Origin of the sequence: Paenibacillus sp. ISL-20, from assembly GCF_018613005.1 — a bacterium.
GTDB lineage: Bacteria > Bacillota > Bacilli > Paenibacillales > Paenibacillaceae > Paenibacillus_AQ.
This window is the reverse complement of record NZ_JAGGRD010000046.1, coordinates 13,996-34,669: the sequence shown is the minus strand read 5'-3', so window position 1 is coordinate 34,669 and position 20,674 is coordinate 13,996. Positions and strand designations below refer to the sequence as shown.

At 49.4% G+C, this 20,674-nt stretch carries 15 protein-coding genes, 1 pseudogene and 1 other annotated feature; of the genes and pseudogenes, 5 read left to right on the top strand and 11 right to left on the bottom strand.

Translation table 11 applies throughout. The features are described from left to right. Nucleotides 1-264 precede the first annotated feature (264 nt). The 5 genes and pseudogenes from J7E85_RS25040 to J7E85_RS25020 form a co-directional block, all read left to right on the top strand. Entirely contained in the window at nucleotides 265-1,206 is a 942-nt protein-coding gene (locus tag J7E85_RS25040) for an ABC transporter permease (protein WP_215162655.1), read from the top strand. 14 nt (nucleotides 1,207-1,220) lie between these two features. Then, nucleotides 1,221-2,123, top strand: a complete 903-nt coding sequence (locus tag J7E85_RS25035) for a carbohydrate ABC transporter permease (RefSeq protein ID WP_098741393.1) — start codon at nucleotides 1,221-1,223, stop codon at nucleotides 2,121-2,123. Nucleotides 2,124-2,145: 22 nt separating this feature from the next. Beyond that, nucleotides 2,146-3,786 carry an extracellular solute-binding protein gene (locus J7E85_RS25030; RefSeq protein ID WP_215162647.1) on the top strand — a complete coding sequence of 547 codons (1,641 nt, stop codon included), beginning with the start codon at nucleotides 2,146-2,148 and terminating at the stop codon, nucleotides 3,784-3,786. 34 nt (nucleotides 3,787-3,820) lie between these two features. Then, nucleotides 3,821-4,678, top strand: a complete 858-nt coding sequence (locus tag J7E85_RS25025) for an MBL fold metallo-hydrolase (protein ID WP_215162645.1) — start codon at nucleotides 3,821-3,823, stop codon at nucleotides 4,676-4,678. Between the two features lie 66 nt (nucleotides 4,679-4,744). After that, a pseudogene (locus J7E85_RS25020) lies at nucleotides 4,745-4,929 on the top strand (alpha/beta fold hydrolase); the annotation flags it as partial. A gap of 720 nt (nucleotides 4,930-5,649) precedes the next feature. Here J7E85_RS25020 and metG read toward each other — a convergent pair. The 11 genes from metG to J7E85_RS24965 all read right to left on the bottom strand — a co-directional run bounded on the left by metG (nucleotide 5,650) and on the right by J7E85_RS24965 (nucleotide 20,649). After that, on the bottom strand, nucleotides 5,650-7,290 hold the full coding sequence (metG, locus tag J7E85_RS25015) for a methionine--tRNA ligase (protein WP_215162643.1): 1,641 nt from the start codon (nucleotides 7,288-7,290) through the stop codon (nucleotides 5,650-5,652). A 46-nt stretch (nucleotides 7,291-7,336) separates the two neighbouring features. Then, nucleotides 7,337-7,607 (bottom strand) — a binding site (T-box leader). A gap of 471 nt (nucleotides 7,608-8,078) precedes the next feature. After that, nucleotides 8,079-9,083: a 4-hydroxythreonine-4-phosphate dehydrogenase PdxA gene (pdxA, locus tag J7E85_RS25010; protein ID WP_215162641.1), complete on the bottom strand. Its 1,005-nt coding sequence runs from the start codon at nucleotides 9,081-9,083 to the stop codon at nucleotides 8,079-8,081. Further along, complete coding sequence (locus J7E85_RS34910) at nucleotides 9,080-10,381, bottom strand: four-carbon acid sugar kinase family protein (RefSeq protein ID WP_215162639.1); 1,302 nt, start codon at nucleotides 10,379-10,381, stop codon at nucleotides 9,080-9,082. The genes pdxA and J7E85_RS34910 overlap by 4 nt, the downstream gene beginning before the upstream one ends. A gap of 15 nt (nucleotides 10,382-10,396) precedes the next feature. Beyond that, nucleotides 10,397-11,386: a 2-keto-3-deoxygluconate permease gene (locus tag J7E85_RS25000; RefSeq protein ID WP_215162637.1), complete on the bottom strand. Its 990-nt coding sequence runs from the start codon at nucleotides 11,384-11,386 to the stop codon at nucleotides 10,397-10,399. A 238-nt stretch (nucleotides 11,387-11,624) separates the two neighbouring features. Next, complete coding sequence (locus J7E85_RS24995; protein ID WP_251036033.1) at nucleotides 11,625-13,298, bottom strand: sigma-54-dependent Fis family transcriptional regulator; 1,674 nt, start codon at nucleotides 13,296-13,298, stop codon at nucleotides 11,625-11,627. Between the two features lie 219 nt (nucleotides 13,299-13,517). Next, entirely contained in the window at nucleotides 13,518-14,861 is a 1,344-nt protein-coding gene (locus tag J7E85_RS24990; RefSeq protein ID WP_215162633.1) for a glycoside hydrolase family 30 protein, read from the bottom strand. A 122-nt stretch (nucleotides 14,862-14,983) separates the two neighbouring features. After that, nucleotides 14,984-16,627 carry a type 2 periplasmic-binding domain-containing protein gene (locus J7E85_RS24985; RefSeq protein ID WP_215162631.1) on the bottom strand — a complete coding sequence of 548 codons (1,644 nt, stop codon included), beginning with the start codon at nucleotides 16,625-16,627 and terminating at the stop codon, nucleotides 14,984-14,986. A gap of 95 nt (nucleotides 16,628-16,722) precedes the next feature. Next, a complete protein-coding gene (locus J7E85_RS24980; protein ID WP_083659649.1) occupies nucleotides 16,723-17,607 on the bottom strand; it encodes a carbohydrate ABC transporter permease in 885 nt (294 codons plus the stop codon). Between the two features lie 24 nt (nucleotides 17,608-17,631). Then, nucleotides 17,632-18,621 (bottom strand): ABC transporter permease, encoded by a 990-nt coding sequence (locus J7E85_RS24975; protein WP_215162629.1) that lies wholly within the window; start codon nucleotides 18,619-18,621, stop codon nucleotides 17,632-17,634. A 117-nt stretch (nucleotides 18,622-18,738) separates the two neighbouring features. Further along, nucleotides 18,739-19,758: a LacI family DNA-binding transcriptional regulator gene (locus J7E85_RS24970; RefSeq protein WP_215162627.1), complete on the bottom strand. Its 1,020-nt coding sequence runs from the start codon at nucleotides 19,756-19,758 to the stop codon at nucleotides 18,739-18,741. 174 nt (nucleotides 19,759-19,932) lie between these two features. Then, nucleotides 19,933-20,649, bottom strand: a complete 717-nt coding sequence (locus J7E85_RS24965; RefSeq protein WP_353049555.1) for a phosphotransferase — start codon at nucleotides 20,647-20,649, stop codon at nucleotides 19,933-19,935. Nucleotides 20,650-20,674: the final 25 nt, after the last annotated feature.

The following is a 20,674-nucleotide window of genomic DNA, read 5'->3' as shown; positions in this document are numbered from 1 at the left end:
TCACATCCTTGATGATTTAGGTCTATAGCGTATTTCGAGTATACGGATTTCATATAAGCATATCAATTCTTCTTCGCCAAAAAGCAAAAATTGACTGGGTGCTGAAAGATTTGCAGGGTGTTTTTATGGTTCGAATCGCAATTTTAGCGTGCAAAAGCCGATATCCGCTTGTTGTTGCAGGCCGTAAATTCACTTATTATCGAGCCATACGAAAGCGTTTCAGGCGCCGAACCGCTTTCGGCCACGAAGAAGGAGGCCCGTTAAATGGCTGCTACAGATAAGACTGCCACCTTTTCCGGATCACGGAGAAAAAGGTTTGCACTGCGGAAAAATTGGGACTATCTGATCTTCGTTATTCCGGTCGTCCTGTATTTCCTTATTTTTTGCTACGGCCCTATGTATGGGGTGCAGCTATCCTTTAAACGATTTAATCCAGCCACGGGGATTACCGACAGCCCTTGGATTGGCATGGATAACTTTACGAGGCTTTTTGATTCATACCAGTTTTCCCGAATTCTCACCAATACACTGGTCATTAATTTGTTTAAGACGCTGATCAGCTTTCCGATTCCAATCATCCTGGCTCTCATGTTTAATGAGATTAAACGCGAACGGTTGAAACGAACGTTCCAGACGATCACCTATGCGCCGTATTTTATATCAACGGTTGTATTTGTCGGCATTATTAATTTATTTCTTGCCGGAGAGAACGGATATATTAACCATATGCTGAATATGTTCGGTTTCGGTTCGATTCCGTTTCTGACCGATCCGCAATATTTTCCCGGCGTTTACATCGGGACCGACGTGTGGCGGAACGCAGGCTGGAATTCCATTATTTTTATCGCTGCATTGTCCAGTGTAGATCCGCAGCTGCATGAATCTGCGCAAATCGACGGGGCCAGCCGTTGGAAACGGATTCTTCATGTAAACTTGCCATGCCTTCTGCCAACCATCGTCATTCAATTTATTTTGCAGATGGGAAAAATGATGACACTCAGCTATGAGCGTATCCTGCTCATGCAAAACAGCTTGAATATCGAGTCGTCCGAGGTTATATCCACGTACGCTTATAAGATGGGTCTGATCAACATGGATTACGGATTTTCCACTGCCGTGGGGCTCTTTAACAATGTCATCAACATCATCCTGCTGCTTGCGGCCAACAAGCTCGCCAAAAAATACAGCAGCGGCAGCTTGTTCTAAAGGGAGGAATGACCATGCAGGCTGGTTCCAACAAAATTAAAGAGGCTTATGGAGACCGTTTATTTCTGACGGTTACGTATTCATTAATCGGTATTTTGGTATTAATCATTCTTTATCCGCTTATTCACGTCGTCAGTGCCTCTTTTAGCGATCCCAAGCTGGTCGTAACCGGCAAAATCGGGTTATTTCCGCAAGGGTTTAATTTGGAGGCTTACCGACGGGTATTTATGAACGAAGAAATATGGATCGGCTATCGTAATACAATCCTGTACACGGTTATCGGAACGATAGTGAACATTGCGCTGACGATGATGGGGGCTTACCCGTTGGCCCGCAAAAACTTCCCTTGGCGCAGAGGGTTCATGGTCTTTTTCACGATAACGATGTTTTTCAGCGGCGGTATCATTCCGATGTATTTGCTCGTTAAAAATTTGGGCCTGTACAATTCGATGTGGGCGTTGATTTTGCCAACCGCCATTAACGTGTACAATATGATCGTCGCTCGGACGTTCATCGAATCGACCATCGACGAGCAGATCTATGAATCGGCCTATATGGACGGCTGCAGCAATATACGGGCATTTTTCTCCATCGTACTGCCTTTATGCGCACCGATCATAGCCGTCCTTGTCCTGTTCTATGCCGTCTATCATTGGAACTCCTATTTCGAGGCGATGATTTATTTGAAAGACCGATCATTATATCCCTTGCAGCTGTTCCTCCGGGAAATTCTGGTTATGAATCAGTCGGATAACGTGATGATGGATTCCATTGAGACCGATTCGAGCAAGTTTCTTGTCGCTGAAGGGGTCAAATACGCCGTTATTATTGTATCAAGCGTGCCCATTTTAATGCTGTATCCGTTTCTTCAGAAATTTTTTGTCAAAGGCATGATGATCGGCGCTCTTAAAGGCTGAATAATAAAGGAGATGACAACGAATGACCCAGAAAAAATATGTTTTGCTCTTGTCTGCCTTGCTGAGCGTATCGCTGCTCATGATGAGCGCCTGCAGTAATGGCGGGAATAATACAGCGAATCCGGCGCCTGGCACAAATGAAGGCACAGCCACTATTAATAAAACGGGCATGCCGATTGCCAATGAGCCCGTCCATCTGAAAGGGCTGGTTGCAAAGTACGAGCTGGTCAAGGATTGGAACGAGCATAAGGGGCTGAAGGACTACGAGGCGAAGTCCAATGTCATCATTGATTGGGATTCCGTCCCGCAAAACACCTTCGAAGAGCGGAGAAATTTGCTGTTTGCATCCAATGACCTGCCGGATTTCGTCATGCGGGCGATGCTGTCGCCGCAATTAATAACTTCTTACGCGGCTTCCGGTCAAATCATCCCGCTTGACGATTACATCGAAGCCGGTTATGCGCCGAACCTCTCGGCGTTGATGGAAGCCAATGACGGGATTCGCAAATCCATTACGTCAGCCGACGGTCATATTTACTCACTTCCGAATATTAGCGAAGCAGACGGCCGGATTGCATCCTCGTGGATCAATAAGCAATGGCTGGACAAGCTGGGGCTTGCGATGCCAACAACGATGGACGAGTTCTATGAAGTATTGAAAGCGTTCAAAGAGCAAGACCCGAACGGAAACGGCAAAGCGGATGAACTGCCGATTTCCGGTTACAAGGAAAACAATAGCAGCGGCAATGAGTTTTTCAGATCGTTTTACGGCAGCTGGGGTTTCGGCGGCAATTCAGGCATTATCGCGCCTTATATGGATGTTGATGATGCGGGCAAGATTCGTTATATCGCAACAGACGATACGTTTAAGGATATGCTGACCTTCTTCAGCAAGTTGTGGGCGGAAGGGCTGATCGATAAAGAAATTTTCTCGCAGGATATGAACCAGGTGGTCTCCAAGGTCGATGAAGAACGGATTGGTTACGTAGCGAAAGGCAACAACAATCTTTGGATGGGAGACAATCGTGGCCATTACGTGCAAAATCCTGTTTTTAAAGCAATTGATGGGGACGTGTATTGGACAGGTGTCAGCCCGAAGGTTCGGGATATCGGCTCCTTTGTCATTACGAGCAAAAATCCGAATCCTGCAGCGACGCTTCGCTGGGCGGATTATTTCCTTAGTGAGGAAGGGACCGCGCTGGCACGGCTTGGCATCCAGGACGTTACTTACACGATTGATGGAGACGGCTTCTATAAGCTGAAGGATGAATTCGCCAACAATCCTAACGGGCTTACTGTAGATGAGGCGCTTTCGGAGTATACTATTTTTCAAGGCGGCAATATTCCGCAGCGCGTCACGCAAAATGTAGACCAAAGCGCGGCTGTCCTTCCCGAAATGATTGCCAATAAGGATGTCATTCGTTCATTCCTGGTACAGGACGAGAAGCTGATGATACCGAATTTCACGGAAGAAGAAAACATTCAGTTAAGCACATACGCAACAGATATCGAAGCGTTCACAGATGAACAAATCGTTAAATTTATCACGGGCGCAAGACCGATTGACGACTGGGAAAAATTTGTGGAGACGCTCGACAAGATGAAGCTGGATAAATACCTTGCCATCTATCAAGCGGCTTACGACCGTTGGAATCAGCAATAATAGATGAGAAACCGAGGGAAAGGGGAACAAGTCCATGATCTTTTACGGTACAAGCGCAGCTGAAGGAATTCCGAACCCGTTCTGTTCATGTTCTGTTTGCAGCAACGCTCGAACAAAGGGAGGGCGCGAAATTCGCCGCCGTTCCATGCTTCGGCTTGATGAACGGCTCTGCATCGACCTAGGGGCGGACGCCTTTCAGGAAGCGATCGAATACGGCGACTTTACCAAGCTGCAGCATGTGCTGGTGAGTCATACGCACGAGGATCATTTCAATTACATGATGATGAATGTAAGGAATATGTCGATCGAACGCACGACGGAGCCCTTGCACTATTATTTTACCGATCAAGCGTATGACATCGTTGATTTCTATCGGCAAAGCCGGCCGATTATGAAAGGAATGACTTCCGACCTGGAGGCGCGCGACATTGTCGCTTTTCATAAGCTGGCGTTTAATGATAAGGTTACAATCTCCGGCATGGAAGTGACGCCGCTCCGCGGCAATCACTTGGGCAACATGGGTGAGAGCTGCGCGAATTATTTAATTGAACGGCCGGACGGGCAGAAAATTTACTATGGCGTAGACACCGGTTGGTATTTGCCGGAGACGTTCCGGGCCCTGGAGAATGCGTCGTTGGACGTGCTGATTAGCGAATGCACCTTTGGCCTGACGCCTGGGCGCGGACCCCATCCGAATGGGCATCTGGACGCATTCAGCTGCATGGAATTATTTCACACACTGCTTGAACAAGGCACACTGCATGCCAATTCGCGTATCTACCTGACTCATATCAACCACTTTACCTCCAACCATGCTGAGCTCGTGGATTGGTTTGCAGACCAATCGTTCCCTTGTCCAATTACCGTTGCTTGGGACGGGCTAAGCATATAACAGATCGCTGAAGTTAAACCAAGCCCCCCTTCTAAAGGAGAGTTGGCTTGGTTTGTATTAACCGTCGTCTTCATTGGTCTTGGGCGGTACGATATTTGGTCAGTCCCGTATCGTTCTGGGATGCTGTAGAGGGCTCGCAAGAGAACGTGAAGAAAGTCATTTTTGAAAAGAGCGGCCATAATCCGATGTTCGAAGAGCCTGAGCTTTTTGATGCCATATTAACGGATTGGATTCATGAAACGGGTAACTAATCCGTTGAAGATGAAACGTGCCGCCACTATTCTAATAAAGAGGAGCCCGCAGCTTTCCCGCTGGGGCTCCTCTTGCATCTGCTTTTTAACCGGTAAACTCTCGCTTTATACGGCTTCAGAGGCATCGTCCGGATGTTCTTCTTGCTGAAAACCGCTCCTTTTTTAAGTCCATGCGGACACAGGAGCCGCTATTTGCTGATATTCCATCGTTTTTCAAGCCCATGCGGACACAGAATCCGTTATTTGCTGATATTCCATCGTTTTTCAAGCTCATGCGGACACAGAATCCGTTAATGTAACACAATCACGGATTAATCCCGGAATATTTTGCGAATAGCGGATCTCATGTCCTCAAACCACTACGAAAAGGCTAAAAACACAGAAATAGCGGAACCACTGTCCTTAAAAAGTCACGACCCATTCAAAAAAACCTAGATTTCTTGAATTTTTGATTTTTTGATTCTTTGAGTACGCGACCCTTGATACTTTCATTCCTCGATTCTCGGTTCCCGATATCCTGGTTAATCGCCTCTACTCTTGATTCCTTGATTCCTTAATTCCTTGGACTCAGCTCCCTAGATCCTTATATCCCTTGATCATGCTCCTATTTTACCTCGCAGGGTCATCGTACCAATTGCATCATGACGACAATAGCTCCTCACGCCCTCCCAACTCCATCTGACTCGCTCTTTGGGGTTTGGGAAACGGAGAGCTCCCTCATCAGAGTGATAACTTTCCCAGCCTGCGCGTCTCCTCCTCAATCCGGCTGGTATCGATCCGCTCAAACAAAAGCTCTACGTCATGGATCGGCCTGCCAGCCGGAACATGGTACCACTCCCACGCAGGCTGCTCCAGCGAGAGAAAGCTTCGTACCCTATCGCAAGAGAACGGAATAAACGGCTGCAGCAGGTTCGCCAGATTGGCTATGATCTGAACGCAGGTGTACAGCGTTGTTCCGCACGCTTCGCGATCCTCCTTGACCTGAATCCACGGCTTTCGTTCATCAAAATATTTGTTCGCCATGCGCACCACGCTGAAGATTGACTCCAACGCTTCCTTTAGCCGCCCTTCCTCAATGAGCGCCCCAGCCTCGCGGTACAATGCCTCAACCCTGCCCTGCCACTCTCCGGATATGCTGCCCTCGGGCACTTTCCCCTCAAACGATTTGTTCACAAACACCAAGGTACGGTTGACGAAATTCCCAAATGCGCCAAGCAATTCGCCATTATGGCTGTGAATGAACTCCCTCCAGGAGAAATCCGCATCCCGCTTCTCGGGGCCGTTCGCTATGAGAAAATAACGAATCGAGTCCGGCTGATAACGGCTTAACAAATCCGGCACCCATATAGCCCAGTTCCGGCTGGTCGAGAACTTCTTCCCTTCCAGCGTCATGTACTCGCAAGATATGATTCGGTCCGGCAGATGCAGGTCCCCTACCCCCTTCAGCAGCGCCGGCCAGATCAGCGTATGAAACGGGATGTTATCCTTCCCATGAACATAGTAAGCCGTAACCTCTCCCCGTCCCTTAAGCCAAAAGGATTCCCAATCGCCGCCCGTTTCCGCGGCCCACTGCTTGCTGGCGGATAAATAGCCGCTGACCGCTTCGATCCAGACATAGATTTTCTTATCCTCAAAGCCCGGAACGGGGACATCCACGCCCCAGGTCAGATCCCTCGTAGCCGCCCGGTCCTGAAGCCCTTCCTCCAAGTATCTTCTGGTCATTTGCACGGCATTATCCCGCCAGCCTCGGGCTTTATTCAAATCATCCGCCAGCTCAGCCTGGAAATGTGACAGCGATATATAAAAATGCTCGGTGGGCCGCTCCACCGGAGGGTTTCCGCAGATTTTGCAGGTCCTGTTCGTCAGGTCCGACGGATCAAGTATGGTGGAGCAGGCGTCGCACTGATCCCCACGGGCCCTGCTGCCGCATACGGGACAATCTCCTTCCACGTAGCGGTCCGGCAAAAACCGCTGATCGGTTTCGCAATACGTTTGCAGCACGGTTTTTCGATACAAATGGCCGTTTTCCAGCAGCTTCAAAAACAGTTCCTGCACCACGGCGTGATGAAACGTCTGGTCGGTTCGCGTATATAAGTCGTAGGAGAAACCCAGCCGTTCGAAGCAATCCACAAACTCCCCATGATATCGATCCGCAATATCCCCCGGAGCCACGCCCTCCTGAATGGCTTGAACCGCCACGGGCGTTCCATGACAATCACTGCCGGATACGTACAGGACTTGATCGCCTTTCGCGCGGAAATAACGGGCATACACGTCGCCTGGCAAGAGGCTTGCAAGCCTCCCCAAATGTAAGGACCCGTTGGCATATGGCCAGGCACCGCCGATAAAAATGTTCGTCATATCAATCATCCTCCTTTTTTTGGACAACAAAAAAAGCCCTCATCCCAAAAGGGACGAGAGCTTGCCGCTCACGTGGTACCACCCAATTTCATTCATGCCTTGCGGCATTCACCTCTTCGGATACGACGCCATATATCGCGTGTATACCCTAGCACGTTAACGGGTGCGGGATCCGGTACAGCCTACAACCCTCTGCAGGGTTTCGGTGCACAGCTCAGAGACCATATTCCCAAGGTTCTTTCCTTACCCCTTTTCACCAGCCAGGGCTCTCTGTTCAAAGACGTTACCAAGGTACTCTTTCTCTTCATTGCTTTTGTTTAACGTTATTCAAGTTACTGGAAATCATACCCGAACGCTGCTCAGGAAGTCAAGTGGGTGTGTAGTAAAAAGCCAGCCGGGGTTTAAAACCCCATTCCTTCGATTTTGGGAGCTGAGGTCCCGGAGGCCACGGCTTTGCAGTCTTTTCTTCCTTTATGTCGTATCGTTTTTACTCACTCTGTAAGATAAAAGCACTCATGCACTTTGACTCTATTAGAATATGGTGGGCTGAGTAAGGAGGAGAACTGGGCAGAATTTGGCTGTCGAGAAAGTCTCGATAGCCCGAAGAAGTACGTTCTTCTCGGAGAGACTAAATCTTACGTCTACGTTACAGCAATAGACTTGAGGAACGTTAAAAAAAGATGACCCCACAGGTGGAGTCATCTTTTTGACATGGATAGCTTAACTCCTGCTATCACTTCGATTAAAAGGTAATGGCGGCCGCTATGCCCCGTCCAGCAACAACATCATTAGGCTTTAGGCGCCAGCTCCGCCGCCTGACGGATCGCTTCCATCAAGCTTTTCTCGTCGGCGATGCCTTGACCGGCAATGTCGAATGCCGTACCGTGATCGACGCTGGTGCGGATAATCGGAAGGCCTACGGTAATGTTGACACCTGCATCCAAGCCAAGCACTTTGACGGGACCATGCCCCTGATCGTGATACATGGCCACTACTATGTCAAAGTCACCGCGAACCGTCCGGAAGAACAGCGTATCGGCCGGCAGCGGGCCTACGACCTGGATTCCTTCCGCCTGCGCCTTCTCGACGCCCGGTATAACTTTCTCTTCCTCTTCGCCATATCCGAACAATCCGTTCTCGCCTGCGTGAGGATTGATTCCGCAAACGGCAATCCGCGGAGCGGCGATGCCGGACTTCTGCAGTGTCTCATGAGCAAGCTTAATGACATGGTATACGCGCTCCGGATTTATCGAACGGACGGCGTCGATGATGCCGACATGCGTCGTAACGTGAATGACCTTCAAATTCGGCGCGGACAGCATCATGGAGTAGTCCGTGGTTCCGGTCAAATCTGCCAGAATCTCCGTATGGCCCGGATATTTATGGCCCCCTTTATGCAGGGCTTCCTTATTCAGCGGAGCGGTGCATATGGCCTGGATTTTATGGTTCTTTGCCAATTCGATGGCCGTCTCCAAAAATTTAAACGCGGCGTGTCCGGCTTCCGGGGCAACTCGTCCAATCGGCAAGTCCGCCGGCAGCAAATCCAGATCAAGCACATGAACCGTGCCAAAACGGTAGTCCACCTGCTCCAGCTCATCGGCAGTAATCGCTTGGATAGCCAAGTCACTGCCCACGAAGGACTTTGCCCGCTCCAATATCTTCAGATCCCCGATCACAACCGGGTGACTGATATGATACATCTCCTCATTCATGAGGCTCTTGAGTATAATTTCAGGACCTACGCCTGCGGCGTCTCCCATTGTAATCCCGATAACCGGTTTGTGCTGGCTCATGTTCTCACCTTTTTCTTATTTGTTATATAGTGCAGGGAATCTACCAGGGATTGATCATTTCCGAAGCCCCCGGCTTTGGTGACGGTCCAGTAACCTTTCTCCATGCCCTGAAGCCTTCCGAACGGCAAGCCGGGCTCTACTTCCGAATACAGCTGCATTTCTCCCATTCCAAGTTCCATACAGATAGCTTTAGCCGTATCACCGCCGGTTAATACCAACCCTTGGACCTCAGCGTATGCCTGTAAAATGGATTTTGTCATTCTTCCGAGTCCCAGCGAGATTGCTTCACTTACCTCGGTTGAAGATAATCCCCGCTCATCCCCTGCTTCTTTTGCAAGTCTGCGGTTTTCTTCCGAAGCGTCCACGTACAGGACCAAGTAGCGCTTGTCCATATCTCGAGCGATTTGTCGCAGGACATCCCCTGTGTCGTAAGTTTCACGAATCAACGCGGCCGGATCGATCTCCAGCATCAACGAGTCGGGCATATCTTCGACGGCACGAAGCTGCTGCCGGGTCGTTTGGGACAAGCTTCCTGATACGATCAGCGCCTTATCCGCCTGGGCCCAGTCTTGGCTCCCCTCCTCCACGGAAGTCAGGGACAGCGCCTCCGGCAAGTATTCGATTAATCCGGCAGAACCAGCCCATAAAATCTTCTTGTCCAGCTGTGAAAATAATGCCGATATCGCCTGTAAATCCGCTTCCGTCTCACTATCGCATACAAACCAGGTTTGACCTTCCGCTAGCTTGGATTGGAGCCATGGCAGAAATTGCGCCGCGGGCTGCCGCACTTGACTTGATGAGACCAGCACCGCCTCAGGCTCTCCTTCCTTCTGCAGCAGCTTCGGAATATAGCTTTCCATGACGGGCGTTTTGGGATCCTTAGCAAACTCCGTTTCGGTGATCAGCACACCTTGAACATAGTGATGCCCCTGTACCGTCGTGCGGTTCATTTTGGGAAAAGCCGGGGCGATCAGCACCAAGTCCGGCCGGAATACCTTCTGCACCGCCCGCAGTTCCTCTGCAACATTCCCGCGCAAAGTAGAGTCCAGCTTCTTGTAGATGTGGCGGCAGCCCTGCTCTTCAAGGAATTGAGCGGCTTCGTACGCCGCTTCATAGGCGTCCACGCTGCGTTTCGCCCTGCTATCCGTATCAACGATCAGCACTTCGGCACGGGTGTCCTGACGGTAATGGCGATGATCGAATACGACGGTGGAAACCAGTCCCTTCTTCGCCAATTGTACGCCCGAGTCATTCGCACCGGTCAGATCGTCCGCGATGATTCCAATTTGTTTTATCACATTTCATCACACCTTCTATGATTCGGCATCTGCTGTATTTGTATCAAATGAGTGCCCTTTCTTCTCTAGACGCTTCACTAAAAATCCGACATATAAAGGAAGCAGGATGGCGGTCGTTACGACGGACGCCGCAACCTGCACCGTCGCGATATCGGTAAATGCAGCAAAAGATGCATTCGCCGCCCCAATCGCAGCAGGCGTAGCCACGGCATTACCGGCTGTAGAGCCTTCCGCCGCCCCCACGATCGGGTTCCATTTCAACGCTTTAAACACAAAGTATCCTGCGGTACCTGTAACGAAAACCGTCAGCAGTCCAAGAATGATACCCGACAAGCCACCATCCACGATCGCTCCGAAGTCAATGCCCATTCCGAGCGCAAATGCAAAGAACGGAATCAGCATGGAGCTGCCTTTGTCCAAAAACTTCCGCATCTCTTCATCCAGATTACCCAGCACCATCCCTACAATAATCGGAAGAAGAACCGAGATAAAGGACACGAAGGAGAACATGCCGTCCACGAATCCCATGGCACCGAAGATCGATAACGCAACCATGGTGAGGAAAGGTCCGTCATTCAGGGCAAGCAGCGAATATGCGGCGCGGTCTTCCTTACTGCCGTATTGGCCTACCAAAGCTACGAACAATCCCCCATTACTGTTGGTCATCGCCGCAATGACGGCAATCGGAGCCAGACCCAGCCACAATCCGTTCTCTCCGGCAAACAGGTAAGCAATCAGACCGAACGCTGCGCCGACCACCCACTTCGTGACAAGCAGCGTGGCCCCTTTTCCGACGGAAACGCCAAAGGACTTGACGTTAATCTGTGCCCCCGTACAGAGGAGGAACAGCGCGATCAATGTACTTGAACCGTTTACAAATAAAGACTCCGTGAAATTCCCGATCCGGAGCAGGTCCGGAGCAAAGGTGTTGATGATTGCTGCAATAAGCAACGGTACTACCATCATACCTCCAGGAATCCGATCTAACGTCGCTTTAATCTTCATTATTGTAACACCCCTCTAATAATTGTTTCAATATTAAACAGTGATTTCATGTTGAAATCGCTTGCAGGATTTATTGTAAGTGCATTCAATTAAATTTGCAACATACCAAAGATTAATTGTTGCAAATTTAAACAATTAACTATTATAATGCCTCCAGCTTGTTGAAATATATTCCTACTCCCCTAATATCTGCCGAAACGGAGGGATCTATTGATCGCAAAACAAAAAAAAGCTGAAACTATTGTTTCAGCTTTCTCCACAGGGTCGAACGGTTGATACCGAGCCGTTCCGCAACCTTCGTCTGATTAAATTGTTCTTCCTCCATAATCGCGTCGATGATCCTCTTCTCGATCTCATCCAGCGTACCGCGAAGAAACTCAGGACTCATCGCCGCTGACGGATGTTCTTCCTTCTTGGCTAGAAGCCGGGTAATGAGCTGCTTGCCGATCACGTAGCCCTTCTCCTCCGTCACTGCGTCCTGGAGCAGGATTTTCAGTTCCGACACGTTGCCCGGCCAATCGTACTGGGTCAGCAGGAGAATCGCTTCATCCTTGATCTTGATCGGTGAAGTCCCTAGCGTCCCATGGTAGGACGCAATATAATAAGTCACCAATGGTTTGATATCGTCCCTGCGCTCGCGCAGAGCCGGCACGGTGATCCTTGCCGCCTCCTCATCCAGCAGGAGGGGATGATAATTCGAATCATCCTCTTCCAGCGAGAGAATGATCGTGAACCCCCGGTCCTTCATCTCGTTAATCCACTGCTTCAAATCCGTCATTTCTTGTGGAACGATCTCATCCAATCCATGGATGTATAGCGTGCGGATATCGTTGTCCCAAGCTTCTTTTTCGTCTTTTTTTAACAAGGTCATGGCCTGCTTTCCGGTAAGCCGAACATATAAACCTTGACCTTCGTTCTTTCGGTAATGAATATACCGGGAGAGCAGCTGCTTGCCTGTTCCGGCTTCGCCGATGAGAATCAGGACACGGCTGTCCAGATGGTCTTCGATCCGCTGCAGGCAATCGTGCATCGCCTCGCTTTGCGATATCATCATCGGCAATTGGGTCACCGCCTCGATATGATAGCCTGCGGCCTCCCCATTTTGCTTCACCTCGGAAAAAGTGTACAGGTAGTACCGTTTTCCCTGTATTACTTTCAGCGTCCTTTTCTGTTTCAGCTTCCGGGTTCCGTTTTCATGTATCAGGATGGAGGCTTCCGCCTCCCGGTTTAGCCGAAGATCGGCTTGTAAGGCTTCCACAGGGAGCGGACAGGAACCGAAATCCGGCCACTGTTCATATACAACCTCTCCCTCAGCATCCAATACGGTAAGGCTCGCGGCCGTTTCCTCCAGCAGTGCTTGTAGAAAGGATATTTCCCACTGCGTCCGTTCATGTAACCGAAACGCGGACTTGGCCTTTTGAAACGCATCGAAAATGGCCTCGCGCCCGGATTGGATCAGAATCCCTTCCAAGTGGTGCTTGGCGGCTGCCTCCATCGTCACCACATCGCCCATGATTAATTCGAAGCCCTTCGCCTTCAGATCCTCCAGCAGCCGGTCCACCTCTTGCGCCTTCTCTACCGTGAACACGTCAACCTCGATATCCAACACATCAGTAATGGCTTTGGCTCCAAGCGTAATATTGGAGAAGCCCACAATGGCTTTTTTGCCTGGAAAATGATTGGCCAACGTGAGCACGCGCAGCATATCATAGCCTGAAACATGGACATCGATAACGGGAATCCGCACCTCGGGTTCGATCAGCTTAGCCGTACCGCCCCGGCTAATGATCACGTCATATCCCAGGCGTTCGCCTTCCTTTGCCAGAGGAACTGCTTCTAGTAAATTACCGACCTCGACTCGGACTTCAAGCTCCGGCTCTTCCTTCCGGCATTCTTCTATTAAATGGCTCATAGCAGGATACGGAGCAATAAATAACGTTTTAATGGTCATGATTGTCACCTATATTTTCTTTGGTCAACCTTATTCTTGTTATTATTCTACCGTTTCTATATGAAATAACCAACTCTATATATGAAAAGGCACCCCTGCCTAGGCAGCCATCAACCGAAAGGCCGACGGCGCCGACTAGGGTGCCTTATCTTAGCTAACCTATAAACTATTACCTCAGAGTTACTCCTCTATTAAAACGGACACGGCGCTTTTCGGTGCAAGGCGGAGGTTAAGCTGCTCCGTTCCCTGCATGTGCAGTGCAGCATTCTCCTCTTGCTCGCTGTCGTTAAATAAAACAATGGCAATCGAGCCGTCCGTGTTCTTGAATGCTACCGAACGGATGGACTCATTGCTGGTAGAAGCAATGCGAACCGCTTTCGGACGGATCACCTTACTAAAATGCGCCAGCGCGTAATAATCCAGCGTATAGGTAAGCTCCTTCGTCTGCTGATTAACGGTGACAATGCCGCGGCAGGTGCTTTTTCCAAAGCCCGGAACAGTAGGACCGTTATTCTCGTCGAGCGCCATATTCCACAGCACATAGGATTTACTGTGATTGCGGAGAATCTCGATCCCGGTTCGCATCACATTGGAGAAGGCCTGCTCAAACGGCGGGATCCACTCCCCGCCCGATCCTTCCGTGAAATGAACCTCTTTTCCCGGGAATGCCTCGAACACTTCGGATTGGGCCGACGGCTTGCCGCCGTACCAGTGCCAAGCAACGCCATCCACGGCGTCACCCGCTTGCTCAAAAACGGTCAGCGGGTAGTCCGGCTTGTCCCAGTTATGGTCATAACAGAGAATTTTCGTATCGATATCGTTCTCCACGAATTGCGGCTTCAGATGATTCTTGATGAAATCGCTTTGCGCCTCGGGCAGCATGATCATGCCAGGGTAATGTCCTGGCGAATACAACGCCTCATTCTGCGGCGTGATCGCATAAATCGGCAGCCCGTTGGCTTCATACCCCTGAATGTAACGTACAAAATAATCAGCATACACCGCATAGTATTCCGACTTCAGCTCTCCGTCGATCATCGAACCGCTCGTCTTCATCCAGCCTGGCGGACTCCATGGGGAACCCATCAGCTTGATATCCGGATTCAATCGCAGCGCTTCTTTCAGGAGAGGAATGATGTCTTTCTCGTCATGCGCAATGGAGAACTGATTCAGCTCCACATCCGTCTGGCCCTCAGGCATATCATTGTAACTGTAGAAGTCACGTGCGTAATCGGATGCGCCCATCGGTTGGCGGAGTACAGATAACCCGATCCCTTCATTCGGATCAAACAGTCTTGTCATGAGCTCCGAACGCTGCTGCGTCTCCAGCACTTGATGGATCAGATAAGCAGCGGAGTCCGTGAAGGACGCGCCGAAGCCATCCATCTCCTGAAACATTTGCTCCTCATCAATAACAATTATATGCTGCTGCACATCCGTTGATCCGGGAGCTAGCTGCTCCTTGTCTTTCCTAACAAATAATTCCTCTTCCCCGTTTGACTGATAGATTGTCATGTTCAGCATGCTGTTTCCCTCCAGGTTTCTAATGGTCTTCTGGCTTTCCTATCCCGTTGTATATTGGAAGTTGACTTGGAAAGAGCCCCTTTCCTGTGTAGAAAGGGGCCCTCCCATCATGAAACGTTAACTTATTTCAGCCCCAGCTTCTCTTTGTTCGCCTTCATCTTCTCATTGCGGACTTCGATGATTTTATCCCAGTTGTTATCGTCCAGGAACTTTTTGTATTCGTTTAAGAGGTTGTCGAACGCTGCATCATCCTTGGAACGAATCATGCTGACGAGCGTGGAGTTCCATTTTGTATTGATGGCCGTCAGGGAGCGTGCTTCCGGTGTTCCTTGGTCCGGGTTGATATTCTCCAGAATAAAGTGCGGCGTCAGCTTGCCCTTACCCCATTCCTGCATTTGCTTGATCGCATCCGGGAATGCATCCCCGCTCAGCGCCTTGTGGCGGTCATGTCCGAAAAACATGAATTCACCCATGCGGTAATCCTTCTTGAAGGTATCCGGATTGTTCATCTGAAGATCCTTCACGGCAGGGAGGAACTCCACCGTTCCATCTGCATTCACTTGGTAGGTCTCGCCTTCGATGCCGTAGTTCATCAGCATTTGTCCTTCTTCACTTAACAGGTACGTGAAGAGCTGAATGGATTTGGCAGGATCTGCATTATTTTTCGTAATGAAGCTAATCATCCAGCCGGTGATGCCGGATTGATTCAACACCGGCTTACGTCCTGCCGTGCTTTGCGGCCCGTCAATTGCAATGTACTCTTTGCCTTTATTGTTGCTGTAGAAGCTTTGCAGGTTACCGCCCTGCTGCGGCGTTCCGTCCAGCATAATCGTTGCGTATTTGCCTGCTTTGACCTTCTCTTCAAAAGCCGTTCCGTCATCGGCAAAGCTGTCATCGCTAATCGCGCCGTCCCGGTACACGGTATTGAACGCTTTCACCCAAGTCAGATAATCTTCATCCAGGTTACGGTTATAGAAACCGCCATTCTCCTCCAGCGGCACGCCGATGAAATCCTGCAGCACGTCGCCAAGCGAGCCCGTTCCTTCGCCAATGGAGTTGAAGCCGAGTGGAATCAGAGCAGGGAATTGCTTCTTGATATCAGCGAGAACGGCCTGGAACTCTTCTGGCGTTCCCATGACCGGCTTACCTAACGCTTCGTAAACGTCCTTGCGGATAATAAATGCCGTTTTGGCCGGAATGTTACCGCTGTCATAGTCTTCCTGAGTATTGGAGTAGTTCGGATATCCGTAGGTTTTGCCATCCTTCAGTTGGAACCAGTTGAGCGTATCCTGTGCCGCTACCTTATTAAAGTAAGGGTCGTATTTCTCGGCCAGATCGTTCAGCGGCAGCGCCCATGTCGCCGCCTTCTGCACGACCGGGGAGTTGGAGTCAAACGTCGTAATCAGATCCGGCATTTCCCCACCGGCAAAAAACGTATTCAGCTTGGTGTCGTCACCCGTGATGAATTTGATATTAATGTTCAAGTCTTCCTTAATCTTCTTGGTTACAACATCCTTGCCGAAATCGGTATTCCACCAATCCGCATTTACGTACCACGTAAGCTCGGTTGTCTCTTCTTTTTTATCCAGCTGCCAAGCCGGTGTCTCGGCATTCGGTGTATAACGATCCTCAATTGAAACCCAGTTTTCCTTCTTGGACCCCGATTCCCCGCCCGATCCCCCGCAGCCACTCACAACCAGCACAACTGCCATCAGTGCCGTAATCAGCGTAAGTCCTTTCTTACCCCAAGCCTTGTTCATCAACATCATGTAACCCTCCTTTTTAAATAAAAGCGCTTACTTATTAGACCCCAATCTTTTACAGGCTTGCTTCTGTTCCACTCCTTTAAAGAGCAGCTACTCTACTCTTTAACAGCTCCGAGCATCATGCCGGAGATAAAATATCTCTGTAATATTGGATACATCACAACAATTGGCAGTGTCGTCACGACAATGGTTGCTAGTTGGACCCCTTTGGTTGTCGTCTGGATCGCGACGGACCCAATGTTTTGCATCGATTGCGTCTGGGACTGCACAATAATCTCATACAGCATCATCTGTAACGGATAGAGCGCTTGGTCCGTGATATACAATTTGGTGGTCATAAAATCATTCCATTGCCCGACCCCGTTAAACAGCGCGATGGTTGCCATGGCCGGCATGGAAAGAGGAATAAAAATGCTCAGGAAAATCCTCCAGTCGCCTCCGCCGTCGATCTTCGCCGACTCTTCCAGCGAATCCGGCACGTTTCGGAAGAAGTTCATCAGAATAATAACGTCGTAAAAGCTTAACAGAGCCGGAATAATATAAACCCAGAAGCTGTTTAGCAGCCCCAAGTCTTTGATCAACAAGTACGTCGGAATCATGCCGCCCGAGAAAAACATGGTGACGACACCCATTGCAACATAGAACTTGCGGCCGCGGACGTATTTTTTACTCAAGCCGTAACCCACCATGGCACAGAAGAACACGTGTGTGATGACACCGATCACGGTTTTGGCCACCGAGATGAAAAAGGCATTCCATATGTTTGCATCCCTGAACACGGCCTGATAATTCTCAAGCGAGAATTCCGTAGGCCAGAAGATGAACCCGCCCTCGGCAAGAGACCTGCCCGAGCTAAAGGATGAAACGACAACGTTCCATAACGGAACGACAATGATGATGGTAAACGTAACCAGTAAAATGATGTTGATCGTATCAAAGATCCGGCTATCGAGATCTCCTTTTGCTGCTTTCAAATTCACCGTAATACCTCCCTTTTGCATGACCTACAGGACGGATTGATTATCATTCAATTTACTGGTCACTTTGTTGGCCGTAACGAGCAGAATGACGGAGATGATGGATACACCCAAACCAACGGCGGTTGCATAAGAGAAATCGCCCTGCGTCATACCCATCCGGTACACGTACGAGTTAATGACTTCGGCTTTTTCCCGGTTCTGCGAATTCATGAGCACCAGAGTTTGATCCAGATTCGATCCCAATAAACCGCTTACAGTTAGGATCAGGTTCAAGCTGATAATCATCTTCATGTTCGGTAAGGTGATGTTCCAAATCTGTCTTAGTCGGCTAGCCCCGTCGATTCTTGCGGCCTCATAGTAGGTCGGATCAATCTTGGCCATGATCGCCAGGTACAGAATCGTTCCCCATCCGGCCTCTTTCCATATATCCGACAAGGTCGCGATCCACCAGTATTTGCTCGGGTCGAGCAAAATGTTTTGCGGCTGCGAGATCAGGCCCAGACTAAGCAATATCTCGTTGAACAAGCCGGATGTCGAGAACCAGGTAATAAGCATGCCGCCCAATACGATCCAGGACAAGAAGTGAGGCAGATACGACACGGTTTGGACGAATTTTTTGAAACGCCCCATGCCGACCTCATAAATCATAATGGCCAGAATGATCGGAATGACAAAGCCGATCGCCAATTTTAAGAAGCTAATGCCCAGCGTGTTAACGACGGAATCCCAAAAATACTTGTCCGACAAAATAATTTTGAAATTATCCAGGCCCACCCACGGAGCGGAATCCAGCGTATCGATAACGGTGTAGTTCTTAAACGCAATCGTCAAACCGTAAATCGGGATGTAGCAGAAGATAAACATGAAGATAACGCCGGGAATGATCATCGATTGAAGCTCCCATTGCCGCTTGTAATCGATGAAGAATTCCTTGATCCTCTGCCCCAACGGCTTCTTCCCGGTTGGTTGAACCGGGCTTGTGCCGGTTGACTGAACTGCAGCTGTTTTGTTCACCTCTTAGCCTCCTTTGATCAAAAACCGCATAAAAACGTTTTTATTTTTGGCGAAAAAACCCCTGATTTTTTAAAATCATTTTAAAAAAATCGACTTGTTGTGATTCGCTTTCTTCGCTTAAACCGATTCATTCCGATTCATCTTCACATGACTGGAACCGCGAACGACCAGTTCCCCTGGAAGCTTCTGAATCTTGCCCTTCTCTTTCTTCTGAATCATGCGCACCAGATGATCCACGACCAGAATCCCCTGTCTGGCAATCTGATTGCGTACGGTCGATAACGGCGGCGTAAAATACTGCGCGATATCGATATCATCGAAGCCCACGACACTGACGTCCTGCGGAACCTCGTATCCATGGGACTTCAAAGCCCGAATGCAGCCGATGGCACTCACGTCATTACCGGCAAGAAAAGCATCCGGCACTTTCCCGGGGTGTAAGTGAAGAAACGATTTGACGGCGTTATACGAACCTTCTTCCTCAAAATAGCCCTGCAGTATGTAGTCTCCGTCGATCGGGAACTGGCACTCCCTGAGCGCAGCCAGATATCCTTCCTTCCGCTGCACGCTGTCAAACATCGTATCCACGCCGGAAATGTAGGCGATCTTCTTATGCCCCAGGCTGATCAGGTACTTGGTTGCTTCATAACCGGCTACGTAAGAGTCGAATATGATGCTGCCCATCGTCTCATTCTGAACCTCGCGATCCAGGAAAACGGCCTTAATCTTGTCCTTCTCCATGGCGGCGATGTCTCTATCGTCGATCTTCAGCTCTTCGAAGATAATGACGCCATCCACCCGGCCGCCCATAATATTGCTCATAATCACCTGTTTATCCTTCGTCACAAACACGTTCAATCCATAACCCAGACGGTCACATTCCCGTGACATCGACTCCACCAATGTGTAGAAGTAAGGCCCTGACACGCTTGTTGTAAAGAAGCCCAGCATCTTGGTCTTCCCCGACTTCAACAGCTTTCCGTTCAGGTTAGGTACATAATTGAGCCGTTCCGCCACCTTCAGCACATGGGATTTGGTCTCCGGGTTCAATACATCTACATCATTTAATGCATTCGAAACCGTAGAAATGGAGACTCCGGCTTCTCTTGCCACATCCTTGATTGTTACTTTACCCATATAACCATTCCATTCTTCCTTTGCGATAAAAACGTTTTTATGTACATAAGTTACCATACATGTGAGGTGAACACAATGCTTTTTTGGAAGGGGTTTCAAATATTTTTTCGATTAGTCCCAACCCTCGGTAGTCAGACATATTGAAAAAACAGGCACTCTTCAAAGCGGTACCCTTCATCGGTACCACTCTTGAAAGTGTGCCTGCAGGAATTGAATCTCTTTTTCGTAATGGGCCACATGCCCCTCATCGATCATTCTCTGGTATGCCTTGTTGCCTTGTGCCGCACCGGTTGTAAGTGTATCGCATAATGCCTCGATGCGTCTTACAGTCCAATCTTTCATGTTGGGAGGCGGTGCTATACCATAAGACTTAAAGAACAGCGATATTCTGTGAGTGCGATCCGCAGCATGGTATTCCGATCGATAAGGTATCGATGTCCCTGTATTGGAATCTATTGCAAAGCTTGCTAGCGGGACTGAGGTGTACAGCATATAAACCATGTCCCAGATTCGTGGACCTGGTGCAGCCAAATCAAAATCGATCAGCGCAATCGGTACTTCGTCTCTAAACACGATATTGTACAAAGCGGCATCATTGTGACAGATCACTTCATCGTCCCATTCCTCCGAAGCCTGAGAGTTATGTGCAGACTCCGGTTGGATTGAAGTTGTTGCAAAGCCTTGTACGGCGTCATGATAACGCCGTAACAATGCTGCACTCTGGATAAGGGCCTGGTCCGACCATATATAGGGTTTAAAATCAGGATATTGGTTTCCCGGCACCTCTCCCGGAATAAAGGACAAGATCTCTCGACCGCTACTATCAATGCCTATGAACTTGGGGGCGCCTTCAAAGCCCTGCTTATCCAAATGTCGAAGCAAATCATGCACGAAAGAACTCCAATTTGTAGTACGG

Coding starts and splice junctions, on each gene's coding strand:
- J7E85_RS25040 (WP_215162655.1), top strand. CDS start 265: ATGGCTGCTACAGATAAGACTGCCACCTTTTCCGGATCACGGAGAAAA.
- J7E85_RS25035 (WP_098741393.1), top strand. CDS start 1,221: ATGCAGGCTGGTTCCAACAAAATTAAAGAGGCTTATGGAGACCGTTTA.
- J7E85_RS25030 (WP_215162647.1), top strand. CDS start 2,146: ATGACCCAGAAAAAATATGTTTTGCTCTTGTCTGCCTTGCTGAGCGTA.
- J7E85_RS25025 (WP_215162645.1), top strand. CDS start 3,821: ATGATCTTTTACGGTACAAGCGCAGCTGAAGGAATTCCGAACCCGTTC.
- metG (WP_215162643.1), bottom strand. CDS start 7,290: ATGACGAACATTTTTATCGGCGGTGCCTGGCCATATGCCAACGGGTCC.
- pdxA (WP_215162641.1), bottom strand. CDS start 9,083: ATGAGCCAGCACAAACCGGTTATCGGGATTACAATGGGAGACGCCGCA.
- J7E85_RS25000 (WP_215162637.1), bottom strand. CDS start 11,386: ATGAAGATTAAAGCGACGTTAGATCGGATTCCTGGAGGTATGATGGTA.
- J7E85_RS24995 (WP_251036033.1), bottom strand. CDS start 13,298: ATGAGCCATTTAATAGAAGAATGCCGGAAGGAAGAGCCGGAGCTTGAA.
- J7E85_RS24990 (WP_215162633.1), bottom strand. CDS start 14,861: ATGCTGAACATGACAATCTATCAGTCAAACGGGGAAGAGGAATTATTT.
- J7E85_RS24985 (WP_215162631.1), bottom strand. CDS start 16,627: ATGTTGATGAACAAGGCTTGGGGTAAGAAAGGACTTACGCTGATTACG.
- J7E85_RS24970 (WP_215162627.1), bottom strand. CDS start 19,758: ATGGGTAAAGTAACAATCAAGGATGTGGCAAGAGAAGCCGGAGTCTCC.